Origin of the sequence: Facklamia sp. P12950 (assembly GCF_050409465.1) — a bacterium.
In the GTDB taxonomy this organism is placed as follows: Bacteria; Bacillota; Bacilli; order Lactobacillales; family Aerococcaceae; genus Facklamia.
In genome coordinates, this window is sequence record NZ_JBNUPK010000008.1 from 59163 (window position 1) to 73006 (window position 13844).

13 protein-coding genes, 1 tRNA gene and 1 pseudogene are annotated in these 13844 nt (G+C 38.0%); 12 read left to right on the forward strand and 3 right to left on the reverse strand.

Features of this window, described 5'->3' with window-relative positions:
• Nucleotides 1-2 precede the first annotated feature (2 nt).
• The 8 genes from ACQV2Q_RS07450 to efp all read left to right on the forward strand — a co-directional run bounded on the left by ACQV2Q_RS07450 (nucleotide 3) and on the right by efp (nucleotide 7136).
• The gene (locus ACQV2Q_RS07450; protein WP_428874285.1) at nucleotides 3-248 is read left to right on the forward strand and encodes an exodeoxyribonuclease VII small subunit; all 246 of its coding nucleotides are present in this window, start codon (nucleotides 3-5) and stop codon (nucleotides 246-248) included.
• Nucleotides 245-1126: a polyprenyl synthetase family protein gene (locus ACQV2Q_RS07455; protein WP_428874286.1), complete on the forward strand. Its 882-nt coding sequence runs from the start codon at nucleotides 245-247 to the stop codon at nucleotides 1124-1126. The genes ACQV2Q_RS07450 and ACQV2Q_RS07455 overlap by 4 nt, the downstream gene beginning before the upstream one ends.
• A gap of 10 nt (nucleotides 1127-1136) precedes the next feature.
• Entirely contained in the window at nucleotides 1137-1952 is an 816-nt protein-coding gene (locus ACQV2Q_RS07460) for a TlyA family RNA methyltransferase (RefSeq protein ID WP_428882402.1), read from the forward strand.
• A gap of 20 nt (nucleotides 1953-1972) precedes the next feature.
• Nucleotides 1973-3697 (forward strand): DNA repair protein RecN, encoded by a 1725-nt coding sequence (gene recN, locus ACQV2Q_RS07465; protein WP_428875299.1) that lies wholly within the window; start codon nucleotides 1973-1975, stop codon nucleotides 3695-3697.
• An 11-nt stretch (nucleotides 3698-3708) separates the two neighbouring features.
• The gene (miaA, locus tag ACQV2Q_RS07470) at nucleotides 3709-4665 is read left to right on the forward strand and encodes a tRNA (adenosine(37)-N6)-dimethylallyltransferase MiaA (RefSeq protein ID WP_428882403.1); all 957 of its coding nucleotides are present in this window, start codon (nucleotides 3709-3711) and stop codon (nucleotides 4663-4665) included.
• Nucleotides 4658-5887: a GTPase HflX gene (gene hflX / locus ACQV2Q_RS07475; protein WP_428882404.1), complete on the forward strand. Its 1230-nt coding sequence runs from the start codon at nucleotides 4658-4660 to the stop codon at nucleotides 5885-5887. The genes miaA and hflX overlap by 8 nt, the downstream gene beginning before the upstream one ends.
• A gap of 24 nt (nucleotides 5888-5911) precedes the next feature.
• Entirely contained in the window at nucleotides 5912-6478 is a 567-nt protein-coding gene (gene def / locus ACQV2Q_RS07480; RefSeq protein WP_428874293.1) for a peptide deformylase, read from the forward strand.
• A gap of 94 nt (nucleotides 6479-6572) precedes the next feature.
• Nucleotides 6573-7136: an elongation factor P gene (efp, locus tag ACQV2Q_RS07485; protein WP_428874295.1), complete on the forward strand. Its 564-nt coding sequence runs from the start codon at nucleotides 6573-6575 to the stop codon at nucleotides 7134-7136.
• A gap of 97 nt (nucleotides 7137-7233) precedes the next feature.
• Here efp and ACQV2Q_RS07490 read toward each other — a convergent pair.
• The 3 genes and pseudogenes from ACQV2Q_RS07490 to ACQV2Q_RS07500 form a co-directional block, all read right to left on the reverse strand.
• Nucleotides 7234-7368: pseudogene (locus tag ACQV2Q_RS07490) on the reverse strand (rhodanese-like domain-containing protein); the annotation flags it as partial.
• An 18-nt stretch (nucleotides 7369-7386) separates the two neighbouring features.
• Nucleotides 7387-7740, reverse strand: coding sequence for a hypothetical protein (locus ACQV2Q_RS07495; RefSeq protein ID WP_428882405.1), 354 nt, complete (start codon nucleotides 7738-7740; stop codon nucleotides 7387-7389).
• A gap of 356 nt (nucleotides 7741-8096) precedes the next feature.
• A tRNA-Arg gene (locus tag ACQV2Q_RS07500) sits at nucleotides 8097-8170 on the reverse strand.
• A gap of 292 nt (nucleotides 8171-8462) precedes the next feature.
• On the opposite strand from ACQV2Q_RS07500, the gene pdhA reads away from it, so the two are divergent.
• From pdhA to lpdA, 4 genes are all read left to right on the forward strand, one after another.
• On the forward strand, nucleotides 8463-9572 hold the full coding sequence (gene pdhA, locus ACQV2Q_RS07505; RefSeq protein ID WP_428875356.1) for a pyruvate dehydrogenase (acetyl-transferring) E1 component subunit alpha: 1110 nt from the start codon (nucleotides 8463-8465) through the stop codon (nucleotides 9570-9572).
• 2 nt (nucleotides 9573-9574) lie between these two features.
• A complete protein-coding gene (locus tag ACQV2Q_RS07510) occupies nucleotides 9575-10552 on the forward strand; it encodes an alpha-ketoacid dehydrogenase subunit beta (protein ID WP_428874299.1) in 978 nt (325 codons plus the stop codon).
• 72 nt (nucleotides 10553-10624) lie between these two features.
• A complete protein-coding gene (locus ACQV2Q_RS07515; protein WP_428882406.1) occupies nucleotides 10625-12343 on the forward strand; it encodes a dihydrolipoyllysine-residue acetyltransferase in 1719 nt (572 codons plus the stop codon).
• Between the two features lie 7 nt (nucleotides 12344-12350).
• Nucleotides 12351-13757: a dihydrolipoyl dehydrogenase gene (lpdA, locus tag ACQV2Q_RS07520; RefSeq protein WP_428874301.1), complete on the forward strand. Its 1407-nt coding sequence runs from the start codon at nucleotides 12351-12353 to the stop codon at nucleotides 13755-13757.
• The last annotated feature ends 87 nt before the right edge of the window (nucleotides 13758-13844 follow it).

Below are 13844 nucleotides of genomic sequence, written 5' to 3' on the forward strand. Positions count from 1 at the left end.
CGATGACAGAAAATAAAACAGTAGAATCAACCATTAGTTTTGAACAAGCTTTACAAGAGTTAGAAGAAATTGTTCAACAATTAGAAAGAGGGACACTACCACTTCAAGATGCCTTACAAGCCTTTCAAAAAGGAATTTCATTAAGTCAGCATTGCCAAGAAGAATTAACGGAAGCCGAAGCGACAGTTACCAAAATGATGACTGAATCGGGATTACAGCCTTTAGATGAGGAGAATAAAACAGAATGATATTAGGTGGGCCCTTACGTTCCAAATTTGAACAGGCTTTGCAAGAGCAAGTTATCTCTTTAAATTCACCTTTAGAAATGGTGAAGCCAATGGTCTACTCGCTTAATAGCGGTGGAAAGAGATTAAGACCCTTACTTTTACTGACAACTATTGCGATTTTTAACAAAAAGAAAATTGATCAGGCTATGTTAACAGCCATTGCTTTAGAATTTATCCATACTTATTCTTTAATCCATGATGACTTACCAGCCATGGATGATGATAAACTGCGAAGAGGCCAACCAACCTCTCATGTTAGGTTTGATGAAGCCACAGCAATCTTAGCTGGTGATGCCCTTCAAGCGGATGCTTTCGCAATTTTATCTAAAGATGAAAGCTTGCAAGCCCATCAGAAGGTCGCTCTGATCAGAGAATTGGCTCATGCTGCAGGTTCATCTGGAATGGTTGCTGGACAGCTTTATGACATTAAGGCAGAAAATAAAACGATAGACATTGAGCAGTTACAACAAATTCATTTGATGAAAACTGGCCTTTTATTTATATTTGCTATGAAAGCAGCTACAATTATTTTAGAGGCTGATCAAGCTGAAAGCGATCTAATGATTACTTTTGGACAGCACTACGGTGTTGCGTATCAAATTCATAATGATCTAAAAGATGTCATAGACTTGAATGAAGAAGTGGATAGCTTAACTTACTCAGATATTATCAATCATAAATCAACTTATCCTAGTCTTTTAGGAGTAGGACAAGCTAAAGCGAGTTTGATTGAAGAAATCAAGTTAGCCAGAAAAGCTTTAAACGATTTAGAAAAGCTTAGCCATAAATCTTTCAAACAGTTAGATAACTTTCTATCACCTCTTGAAAAACACCTATAAGGAGTAATGAATGAAAAAAGAACGAGTCGATAAGCTAGTGGTCCAAGCAGGAATTACTCACTCACGTGAACAAGCACGCCGTCTGGTTATGTCAGGAAAAATCTATGATCAAAACGATCAGCGCTATGATAAACCAGGTGAAAAAATACCGATTGATCGCGAGCTCTATCTGAAAGGGAAACCTTTCCCTTATGTATCGCGTGGGGGATTAAAGTTAGAAAGAGCCTTATCTTCTTTCAATATTGATATTACAGACCATCTACTTTTAGATATCGGTGCTTCAACAGGAGGATTTACCGATGTGGCTTTACAAAATGGCGCACGCTTATCTTATGCTTTAGATGTAGGTTACAATCAATTAGCTTATTCCTTAAGACAAGATCCTAGAGTAGTCGTAATGGAACGGCAAAACTTTCGCTATGCTCGCTTCGAAGATTTTACAAAAGGACAGCCAACAATAGCAACAATTGATGTCTCTTTTATTTCTTTAGCTTTAATTTTGCCACCATTACAGCCGATTCTAAAAAAAGATGGTTCTGTTATTGCCTTGATTAAACCACAATTTGAAGCAGGACCTAGTCGGATTGGTAAAAAGGGTGTCATAAAAGACCCAGCAGTTCATCAAGAGGTCCTTGAAGAAGTATTAGCCTTTATTAGTAAAATTGGCTTTGTTATTAAAGAGCTTACCTATTCGCCAATTACAGGAGGCGAAGGGAATATTGAATATTTAGTGCATTTAATCAATGCTAGGCAAGTAGATAATCAAAGCCACTCAACAATTGCCATCGCAAAAATTGTGGAGGAGAGCCATCAAGCTTTTGAATAAACAATGCAAAGAGGTGCCTTATGTTAATCAGTTTAAGAATTGAAAACTTTGCAATTATTGATCAAGTTTCTATTGATTTTGATGAACAGATGACAGTGCTCTCAGGGGAAACTGGAGCGGGAAAGTCGATTATTATTGATGCGATTGGTATCTTATGTGGTGGAAGAGGGTCTACTGAGTTTGTGCGAAAAGGAAGCCCAAATCTCTTTATTGAAGGTCTTTTTAGTTTACAAGGAAATGAAAAGCTCTTAATGCAATTGCAAGCAATTGGAATTGAAATTGAGGATCCAGAAGATGCCCTTTTGATTCAACGCGAGATCCATAAGAGTGGACGAAATGTTATTAAAATTAATCAACGACCAGCTAATGTGACCATGCTAAAACGAATTGGTCGTTATTTGGTAGATATTCATGGTCAAAATGAACATCAAGCTCTGTTAGACTCCTCACGACATCTTGAGTTACTGGATCTTTTTGCTAGTGAGAGCTTACTTCAAGTTAAAGAAAAATATCAGCTAGTTTATAATCACTATCAAGATTTAAGACAGCAATTGTTAACTAAGAAATTTGACGAACAAGATGCACTTCAACGTTTAAATTATTTAGAGTTTCAGTTAGAAGAATTAAAAAATTTAGATTTAGTGGCAGATGAGGATCAGCAACTGCTACAACAAAGCAAGAGACTTCAAAATGCACAGTTAATGAGTCAGTATCTTAATGAAATCAACCAGCTAATGACCGATCAAGAAGCTAGTGTCGATCAGCAAATTGAGCGAGTGCTTTATCTGTTACAGCACTTGGGAAGATTTGATAATCAATATTTGTCATTTGAGGAGCGCTTACAAGGCCTGCAAGTAGATTTAAAAGAATTAAGCCGAGAAATTGCTTTTTCTTTTGATGTGCCAGATTATGATGAACAAGTGATGGATGAAATTCAAAGAAGACTAAGTCAGTTGGAAAAAGTTCAAAAAAAATATGGGCGTAATATTGAAGAGTTAATCGATTACCAGCTTGAACTCGTTAAGGAAATTGATCAAATTAAACATTTTGAAAGTTATCAAAAACAAACACAGGAAGCCTTCCTCAAAACTTATGAAGAAGCCTTTGAATTAGCTCAAAGCATATCCAATCTCCGTAAAGAAGCAGCCAAAGCAATTGTCTCAGAAGTTGAAGGTCAATTAAAAGAACTCTACATGCCGCATACTGAATTTGAGGTCAAGATGCGACAGGTAGAGTCTGATTCTAATTTGCAACCATTCTTTTCCAATTCTTATTTACGTTTGAATGAAGCGGGTATGGACCAAGTTGAATTCTACTCAAGGACTAATTTGGGAGAAGAAAGTCAACCACTGGCTAAAATAGCATCTGGTGGTGAACTTTCACGATTTATGTTGGCCTTGAAGACAATTTTCGCAAGAAATCAAGCAGTTGAGACCTTAATATTTGATGAAATTGATACAGGGGTTTCTGGTAGAGTCGCTAGTGCTATAGCGAGTAAACTGGCTAAAATCGCTCAAAATAAACAAGTCTTATGCATCACCCATTTAGCACAAGTAGCTGCCGCAGCCAATCAACAGCTAATTATTAAAAAAGAAATTAATCAAGAGCGCACGGTTACACAAGTGGATTATTTATCAGAAGAAGAGCGAGTAGCCATGATTGCTGGCATGATGTCTGGTGAAGTACAATCTGAATCCAGTCTACAAGTAGCTCAAGACCTGCTCACATCCTATCAAAAGAATTAGGGGGTTTTTGTTTGAATAAACTACCGATAGTAGTGATTACAGGACCAACAGGAGTTGGGAAAACCACTCTTTCAATCCGTTTGGCTAAACGTTTCAAAGGGCAGATTATTAATGCGGATTCAATGCAAGTATATCGTGGATTGGATATTGGAACAGGAAAAATTAAATCGGAAGAAATGTCAGGAGTACCTCACCATCTCTTAGACATCTACGACCCGCAAGATAATTATGATGCCAGTCAGTTTCAGGCCGATGCCAATCGTGCAATCGAACAAATTTTGGCGGAAGGAGACTTGCCCATATTAGTGGGGGGGACAGGTCTTTATTTAGAGGGTTTACTTTATGACCTTTCATTTGGTGGTCAGGAATCAATGGATTCTCACTACCGTAAACATTTAGAAGAAAGATTGCAAAACGAAGGCGAAGGTATTCTATGGCAAGAATTGAATGCTATCGACCCTTTAGCTGCAAAGAAAATCCCAATACAAAATGGCCGTCGGATTGTACGAGCTTTAGAAGTTATTAAGCAAACAGGCAAACTTTTTTCAAGTCAGACCGATATAAGTAACCGTCAATCACGGTTTAATGAATTATTGATTATTTTAAATCGTCCGCGCGAGGAATTGTATAGTCGAATTAACCGCAGAGTTGAATTAATGGTCGAAGAAGGATTGGAAAATGAAGTCCATCAGCTGTATCAGCTTAACAAAAATCTAGAGCTTTCAAGTATGAAAGGCATTGGCTATAAAGAGTGGTGGCCTTATTTTGAGCAAAATCAATCACTTAAAGAAACGATTACGACTATCCAGCAAAATAGCCGGCGCTATGCAAAAAGACAATTAACTTGGTATCGTAACCGCATGAAAAATCAGCATTGGATTGATTTAAGCAATCCAGATTATGAAGATGAAGCAAATGAATTAATCGCAAATTTCCTAGAAGAAATTGAAAGGGAGAAAAATGATTGAAACAAGAAAAGGGCCTGAACGAGTCCTAATAGTGGGTATCCGAACGGATACTTATCAAGAAGATCGTTTTATGGAATTAATCTCAGAGATGGAATCCTTGACCCAAACAGCAAAAGGTGTGGTCATTAAAAAAATGATACAAAACTTACCCAGACTCAATCATCATTCTGCCGTTGGGTCTGGCAAGTTAGAAGAAATCCGGCTCTATGTAGAAAGTGACGCTATTGACCTAGTTATCTTTTTTAATGCACTCTCACCAAGTATGAACAAAGTAATTGAGGCTGAATTAGGTGTGAAAGTCATTGACCGTGTTCAATTAATCCTCGATATCTTTGCCATGCGAGCTAAGAGTCGCGAAGGAAAGCTACAAGTTGGTTTAGCGCAATATCAATATTTATTACCAAGAATTGGTGGCCAAGGTAAGTCTCTGTCTCGTTTGGGAGGAGGGATAGGTACCAGAGGTCCAGGTGAAACGCAATTAGAGACCGATCGCCGTCATATCCGCTCTCGCATTACCCAAATAAAAAAAGATTTGCAGGAAGTGGTGCAGCATCGTAAACGAACACGCGAAAATCGCCACAGTGGTCGTGAGTTTAACATTGGCTTAGTAGGCTATACTAATGCTGGCAAATCGACTATTTTGAGTCAAGTAACGGAAAGTGAAACTTTCGTACAAGATCAATTATTTGCCACTCTAGATCCTCTCACTAGACAATTTGCCATTCATGGTCACCCAATGTTTACTTTGACAGATACCGTCGGTTTTATTGAAGAACTACCTACTCAATTAATCGAATCCTTCAAGTCAACATTGGAAGAAATCCGTTATATGGATGTCTTACTACATGTGGTTGATGCTTCCAATCCTGCCCATCTCATGCATGAAGAAACAGTCAACCGTATTTTGAAAGATATTGAAGCAGACCATATTCCGGTTTTAACGGTTTATAATAAAAAAGATGCAATGGAAGAGTCATTTGTTGCTGTTCAAAAACCAAATATAACGATTTCCGCTTTAGAAGCGACGGACATTGAAAAATTAAAAGAAGCGATTTGGGCTCTTTGTATTCAGTCAGCTGAGGCATACTCTGTAAAAATTTTACCCGAAGAAGCAGACCTCTTATCGCATTACCAACAAAATACGCTAGTCGAGAGTTTAGACTTCGATGAAGAAAATCAATTCTATCGAGTGACAGGATACCGTCGTAAACAAAATGACTAGCAGAGACTATAAAGGAGGATGAAAATGTTAACGATGAAAGATATTATTAAAGAAGGTCACCCAACCTTGCGTTTAAAAGCAAAAAAGGTAACTTTCCCAATGGATCCTTCGTTAAAACAAAAAGCCATGGAAATGTTAGAGTTTCTAAAGAATAGCCAAGATAAGGAAAAAGCAGAAAAATATGGGTTAAGACCGGGGGTAGGTTTAGCAGCCCCACAGATAAATATAAGCAAACAGATATTTGCTATGCATATTTATCAATTTGATGATGAAGGCAACATTTCTGGTGAAGAAATGAGTCAAATTTTCGTTAACCCAGTGATTACGAGACACTCTGTTCAGGAAGTCGCTTTAAGTGAAGGTGAAGGGTGCTTATCAGTGGATCGTGAAGTAGAAGGTTATGTGCCTCGTCCACAAAGAATAACACTCAAGTATCAAGATCTGGAAGGGAATGAACATAGTTTAAAATTAAGGAATTATCAAGCTGTGGTAGCTCAGCATGAAATTGATCATTTGCATGGTATCATGTTTTATGATCATATTAATGAGCAAGCGCCTTGGTATGCTAACAAGGATTTAATAATAATTTAGTTTAAGTATTAGCTAATCTAGAGAATAGATTGTTTGAATTTAATATTCTATGATATAATACTTAAGTAATTTGAAGAAGTTAGGAGAAGATAAGATGATTTCAGCAACAGATTTAAAAGCCGGTATGACTTTTGTGGACGAGGGAAACTTGATTAAAGTTTTAGAAGCTAGTCACCATAAACCGGGTAAAGGAAATACTGTTATGCGTATGAAGCTTCGTAATGTTCGCTCAGGTGCAACCTATGATACTACTTTTCGACCTGATCAAAAGTTTGAACGCGCATATTTAGACACTAAAGAAGTTCAATATCTTTACAAAATGGATGGTATGGCTGTGTTTATGGATTTAGAAACATACGAGCAATATGAACTGCCAGCTGATACCATTGAAAATGAGCTATTCTATTTATTAGATAATATGAACTGTAAAATTCAATTCTTCGGTCATGAAGTAATCGGAGTTGAATTACCAGGAACGGTTGTCTTGACTGTTTCGGAAACTCAACCTTCGATTAAGGGAGCAACCGTTACTGGCTCAGGCAAGCCAGCTACAATGGAAACAGGTTTAGTTGTAAACGTCCCTGATTTTATTGAAGCAGGTGAAGCATTAGAAATTGGAACAGCTGACGGATCTTATAAGGGAAGAGCTAACAAATAAGTTTAAAAGACGCAGCTTAATGAATTTTTTATATCATGATTGTTCGAAGATAAAAGCCCCTTGCTGATTAAAGATTCAGCAAGGGGCTTTTAATCAGTTAATCAAGTTCAGTAAAGGTTGCCCAATTATAATAAGAACCTTCATAGTTCTTAACATTTTCAAAACCTAGCATTTCCATAATTAATTGCATATAGGCCGAACGAAAATTGCTTGGACAATAAGTGACGATGGCATCCTCTTTATTAAATCCTTATTCTATGAAAAGAGCTTCGAATTCTTCATTTGATTTTAATAAAACCTCCTCATTATAAAGGTCTGTATTCTGTATATGGAATATTAATTGCGCCAGGCAAATGACCACCTTTTTTTCAAGTGAGTCAAGGATTTTATAATTGGCAATTGTCTCAGTTAATTTGTGTGTATCAATAACAGCTGTACGATCGATATCTTTGACAGTTGCTTCCACTGGTTCTAAGGTTATTTGATCTTTAACCAATTGAATATCAGATTTAGCAATTGCTCCTGAAACATGGCCTTTTTTTGCTTCTTTTTGACCGCGGGTGTCAATAATTATAGTATCTGAATTGCCAAATCTGGAAGCCAAATAATTGACATCAACGATATAAACTCCATTGAAACGATTGAAATCAGCTTTATCTCCATTTAACTCACGCTCAGCTGTTTCAGCACTTGAGTTCTCCGTGTCACTTGCAAATGCAATAAAACTGTTATACGAGCTAAGACCTAGTGATAATAAAAATACTAAAAGTATATTTATGATTTTTTATAATACTCTTCCTTCATGTATTTTAGTACTATTGAGTAATAAATGGTAATAAACATCTGTGAAATAATTATATAAGTAGAAGCAACCTATCAGAATATTAAATAATCAAAATAAAAACCACCTCAACGAACTCTATTAATAGAGAACAATTGAGGTGGTTTAATGTTATAAAATATGCCAGGCAGGATTCGAACCTGCGACCTACGGTTTAGAAGACCGTTGCTCTATCCAGCTGAGCTACTGGCACATAACAGCTACATTATTATAGTTTTTTTTTTTTTGATTGTCAAGCTGTTTCATAAAAAATCACTAAATATAACAGATTATCACTGAAAATTATAACAGATAAAACAGAGTTCTTTGTGCATTTTTTATCAAAGTTTATTATAAAAACCTATGATTTAATTGTAATTGTATGCATAACTCATCTTTTTTCTTGCAATTGGGCAGCTAAGGTGTTATCGTTGAAAACGAGCAATTATTGCTACAGTTTTAATTTAACTGTTATTAAGGACAAAAAATGAGAGGAATGTGAAAGAATGGCACGAGCTAAAGCAAAAGTGACAATGGATGAATTATTGATGCCAGATAATTTTGATTTTTCAATGGTTCAAGTGATGGATGAAGCGGGGAAGATTGTTAATCCAGATCTTTTAGGTGATGTTACTGAGGAAGACATGGTTAAATTTATGGAAGAAATGGTTTGGGCTCGCGAATTATTTGAGCGTTCAACAGCGCTTAACCGTCAAGGACGTTTAGGTTTCTATGCTCCAACTTCTGGTCAAGAAGCTTCTCAATTAGGTACTGTATTGGCTACTGAAAAAGAAGATGTACTGTTACCTGGTTACCGTGATGTTCCTCAATTAATTAAGCATGGACTTCCTTTACATAAGGCTTTTCTATGGTCAAAAGGACATGTAGCTGGATCAACTTTTGATGAAGACCTAAAGGCGTATCCACCACAAATTATTATTGGTGCACAGTATGTTCAAGCAGCGGGAGTTGCCTTAGGAATTAAAAAGAATAAACGACAAGCGATTGCGATGACATGGACGGGTGATGGTGGTTCTTCACAAGGAGACTTTTATGAAGGAATTAACTTTGCTGGTGCATATCAATCACCAGCTGTCTTTGTTGTTCAAAATAATGGCTGGGCGATTTCAACGCCCCGTTCTGTCCAAACAGCCGCACCGACTTTAGCTCAAAAAGCTGTAGCAGCCGGCATTCCTGGTATTCAAGTGGATGGGATGGATATTTTAGCTGTTTATGCAGTTACAAAGGCTGCTAGGGAATATGCGATTGCAGGTAATGGACCGGTACTAATCGAGACTGTTTGTTATCGTTTTGGTCCTCATACCCTTTCTGGAGATGATCCAAAACGTTACCAAGCAGAAGGCTCTCAAGCAGAATGGCGCGCTAAAGATCCTTTAATTCGTATGCGTAACTACCTAACTGCTAAAGGACTTTGGTCAGAAGAACAAGAAGAAGAAGTTATTCAAAGGACAAAAGAAGAAGTTAGAGATGCCATTAAATTAGCTGACCAAGAACCAAAACAAAAAATCTCAGATTTTTTAAAAAATATGTATGAGACACCAGATTTTGTAACACAAGAACAAATTAGTAAATTTGAAGCAAAGGAGAATAAATAATTATGGCTAAATTAACAATGATTGAGGCTATTACAGAAGCCTTAGCCAATGAATTGCGCACAAACGACCGCACACTTGTTTTTGGAGAAGATGTGGGTAAAAATGGTGGGGTTTTCCGAGCTACTCAAGGCTTACAAGAAGAATTTGGCGAAGAACGTGTAATGGATACACCGTTAGCTGAATCTGGTATAAGTGGCATGGCTATCGGGCTAGCTCTTGAAGGATTCCGTCCAATTCCTGAGATTCAATTTAATGGATTTGTTTTTGAAACAATGGACTCTGTTGTAGCTCAAGCCGCGCGTACCCGTTACCGTATGGGAGCTTCCCGTAACCTACCAATTACATTCCGTTCTCCTTTTGGTGGAGGAGTTCACACACCTGAGCTTCATGCAGACTCATTAGAAGGTCTCTTAGCTCAATCACCAGGCCTTAAAGTGGTAATTCCTTCTAATCCATATGATGCTAAAGGCTTATTAATTTCAGCGATCCGAGATAACGATCCAGTGTACTTTTTGGAACACATGAAATTGTACCGTTCTTTCCGTGAGGAAGTTCCAGAAGGAGAATACACTGTTCCTTTAGGCAAGGCAAAAGTTGTTAAAGAAGGTACAGACTTAACTTTAATTGCATATGGTGCTATGGTACAAGAATCGGTCAAAGCAGCAGAAAAATTAGCTAAAGAAGGCGTTGATGTTGAGGTACTTGACTTAAGAACAGTTCAACCATTAGATATTGAAACAATTATTGCTTCGGTAGAAAAAACAGGAAAAGTAATTGTAGTTCAAGAAGCGCAACGTCAAGCGGGTGTTGGAAGCAAAGTGATTGCTGAGATTTCTGAACGTGCAGTTCTTTCTCTGAAAGCACCAATTGGATTCGTAGCTGCTCCTGATACCATCTTCCCATTTGGAATGGCTGAAAGAGACTGGTTACCAAATGCAGAAGATATTGTGGCCAAGGCTAAGGAATTAGAAGATTTTTAGACGATAAATGATTTCAAGCAGATGTTCCATCTGCTTGCTTTCGAGTCAAGTTAAGAAAAGGAGAAAAATTATATGGCATTCCAATTTAAATTACCAGCTTTGGGCGAAGGGATTATGGAAGGTGAAATCGTCTCTTGGGCGGTTAAAGAAGGAGACACAATTAAAGAAGATGACACTTTAGTCGAGGTTCAAAATGATAAATCCGTTGAAGAATTACCTTCTCCAGTTTCTGGAACTATAAAAAAAATTCATGTAGCAACCGGTCAAATTGCTCAGCTCGGTCAAATAATTGTTGAAATTGATGCGCCAGGATTTGAAAACGAAGCTAACCCTGAGAGCGAAGAAACGCCGGCGAGTCCAGCCAAAGAAGCATCTGATTCAAAAGTAGATCAAACAGCAAAAGTTAATTCGAACACAGCATTTTTCCAATTTAAATTACCTGCTTTAGGGGAAGGGATTATGGAAGGAGAAATTGTTTCTTGGTCCGTAAAAGAAGGTGAAACAATTAAAGAAGACGAAACCTTAGTAGAAGTTCAAAATGATAAATCAATTGAAGAATTACCTTCTCCAGTTTCTGGCATCGTTAAGAAAATTCATGTACAGACTGGTCAAATTGCGCAATTAGGGCAAGTTTTAGTTGAAATTGACTCGCCAGAACACAATGGTCAAACCGACAATTCAACTAGTAGGGAAGAACAAGGAGAAGCGCTAGCAAACTCTTATGATGATGCAGCCTCGCCAGTTGAGAAAAACCCAGTAATTGAAACGACGGTAACTAAAGAGTCACCACATGTTCAAGGGTTATCGGATGAAGAGGTAGAGAACCGTCGCGTATTAGCAATGCCATCCGTTCGTAAACTTGCACGTGATAGGGCAATTGATATCACACGAGTAGCAGGAACCGGCAAGAACGGTCGCATCACAGCCGAAGATATTAATAACTTCGCCGCATCGGCCAAAATGGAGTTACCAGTTAATAAGTCTGAGCAAAAAGTGGCTACTTCTAGCACAAATGAAGAAATTGCGGCTAAAACGGAAGCTCAACAGTCAAAATCTGAAGCCAAGCCATTTGTATCCAATCAAACTGAGCGTGAAGAACGTGTGCCTTTATCAGGCACTAGAAATGCCATCGCTAAGGCAATGGTCAATTCTAAGCATACGGCTCCCCATGTTACTTTATTCGATGAAGTTGAAGTGTCTAAACTATGGGAACACCGTAAGAAATATAAGGTCATTGCTGCTAATAAAGAGGTCAAATTGACTTTTCTTCCATATGTTGTGAAGGCTTTAATCGCAGCTGCTAAGCAATATCCAGTGATAAATTCATCAATTGATGATGTTTCTAATGAAATTGTTTACAAAAACTATTATAATGTAGGTATTGCGACAGATACAGAACGGGGACTATACGTTCCAAACATTAAAGAAGCTAATACTAAGAATATGTTCCAAATTGCTAATGAAATTGTTGAGCTTTCTGAAAAGGCTCATGATGGTTCATTATTGATGTCTGAAATGTCAGGTGGAACAATGACTATTTCAAATATTGGTTCAGCCGGCGGAAAGTGGTTCAGCCCGATTATCAATCATCCTGAAGTAGTCATCTTAGGATTCGGTTCGATTGTGCAACAGCCAGTTGTCAATGAAGCGGGTGAATTAGCTGTGGGACGTGTATGTAAGTTGTCATTAAGCTTTGACCACCGTATTGTTGATGGAGCAACTGCACAGCGTGCACTGAATGAAGTGAAACGTTTTCTTGCAGACCCAGAACTATTATTAATGGAAGGATAGTGATCAAATGGTAGTTGGAGATTTCGCAATGGAATTGGATACCGTCGTAATTGGAGCAGGTCCTGGAGGCTATGTAGCAGCTATTCGTGCTGCACAGCTTGGACAAAAAGTAGCAATTATTGAAAGAGAATACTTAGGAGGCGTTTGTTTAAACGTGGGTTGTATTCCTTCAAAAGCCTTGATTCAAGCAGGACACGTGTATCATCAAGCAAAACATGGTGAAACATTTGGAGTTTCTACTTCAAATGTGGAAATTGATTGGGAAAAAACCCAAAATTGGAAGCAAAATGAAGTCGTAGCGAAAATGACTTCTGGTGTGGAAATGCTTCTTAAGAAAAATAAGGTGGAGATTATTGAAGGAGAAGCTTTCTTCTCTGATAAAGATACTCTTCGTGTTGTCAACGGTGAAGAAGCGCAAACCTATACTTTCAAAAATGCAATTGTTGCAACAGGATCTCGCCCTATTGAAATTCCGGGTTTTGAATTCAAAGGCCGTGTGATTGACTCAACAGGTGGATTAAACTTGCCTGAAATTCCTAAAGATCTAGTGGTTATCGGTGGTGGAATTATCGGTACAGAGCTAGGAGGCGTTTATGCAAATCTAGGAACAAATGTGACTATCTTAGAAGGATCTAAACAATTTATTCCTTCATTTGAAAAAGATATGACACGTCTTGTTGAAAGAGATCTAAAAGCTTTAGGAGCCGAAATTGTCACAAACGCAATGGCTAAGAAGGCTGAGGAAAAGGGAGACCGTGTGGTTGTAACTTATGAGCGCAAAGGTAAAGAAATTCAAGTTGAAGCGGACTATGTAATGGTTACTGTAGGACGCCGTCCAAACACTGACAACTGTGGTTTGGAACAAGCAGGTGTTGAATTAGATGAACGTGGATTGGTTAAAGTAGATAATCAAGGACGTACTTCTAATCCAAACATTTTTGCCATTGGCGATATCGTTCCTGGAGCCATGTTAGCCCATAAAGCTTCATTCGAAGCGAAAGTTGCTGCATCAGCAATTTCTGGTGGAAAAGACATTGTTGATTATAAAGCCATGCCGTCTGTATGTTATTCTGACACTGAATTAGCTTCAGCAGGACACACTAAGGACTCTGCTAAAGAAGCGGGGATTGATGTAACTGTAACTAAATTCCCATTCGGTGGTAATGGCCGTGCAGTAGCTTTAGATCACTATAATGGTTTTGTTCGTTTGGTTACAAGAAAAGAGGACGATGTCATTATCGGAGCTCAAGTGGCTGGGCCAAGTGCCTCAGATGTATTAGCAGAAATCACCCTCGCAATTGAAGCCGGTATGAATGCTGAAGATATTGCCTTAACTGTTCATGCGCACCCAACGTTAAGTGAAGCAACGATGGATGCAGCTGAAGCAGCACTCGGCATGCCAATTCACATGTAATAACTCTATAACCCCTGATAGAACAACTTCTATCAAGGGTTTTTTATTCGTTTTCTAAAAGGGACAGTATTTAATAATCAACTAGGG

What these genes read in the sequence shown, in the direction of transcription:
- ACQV2Q_RS07450 (WP_428874285.1), top strand. Translation starts at nt 3, where the DNA reads ATGACAGAAAATAAAACAGTAGAATCAACCATTAGTTTTGAACAAGCT.
- ACQV2Q_RS07455 (WP_428874286.1), top strand. Translation starts at nt 245, where the DNA reads ATGATATTAGGTGGGCCCTTACGTTCCAAATTTGAACAGGCTTTGCAA.
- ACQV2Q_RS07460 (WP_428882402.1), top strand. Translation starts at nt 1,137, where the DNA reads ATGAAAAAAGAACGAGTCGATAAGCTAGTGGTCCAAGCAGGAATTACT.
- recN (WP_428875299.1), top strand. Translation starts at nt 1,973, where the DNA reads ATGTTAATCAGTTTAAGAATTGAAAACTTTGCAATTATTGATCAAGTT.
- hflX (WP_428882404.1), top strand. Translation starts at nt 4,658, where the DNA reads ATGATTGAAACAAGAAAAGGGCCTGAACGAGTCCTAATAGTGGGTATC.
- def (WP_428874293.1), top strand. Translation starts at nt 5,912, where the DNA reads ATGTTAACGATGAAAGATATTATTAAAGAAGGTCACCCAACCTTGCGT.
- efp (WP_428874295.1), top strand. Translation starts at nt 6,573, where the DNA reads ATGATTTCAGCAACAGATTTAAAAGCCGGTATGACTTTTGTGGACGAG.
- pdhA (WP_428875356.1), top strand. Translation starts at nt 8,463, where the DNA reads ATGGCACGAGCTAAAGCAAAAGTGACAATGGATGAATTATTGATGCCA.
- ACQV2Q_RS07510 (WP_428874299.1), top strand. Translation starts at nt 9,575, where the DNA reads ATGGCTAAATTAACAATGATTGAGGCTATTACAGAAGCCTTAGCCAAT.
- ACQV2Q_RS07515 (WP_428882406.1), top strand. Translation starts at nt 10,625, where the DNA reads ATGGCATTCCAATTTAAATTACCAGCTTTGGGCGAAGGGATTATGGAA.
- lpdA (WP_428874301.1), top strand. Translation starts at nt 12,351, where the DNA reads ATGGTAGTTGGAGATTTCGCAATGGAATTGGATACCGTCGTAATTGGA.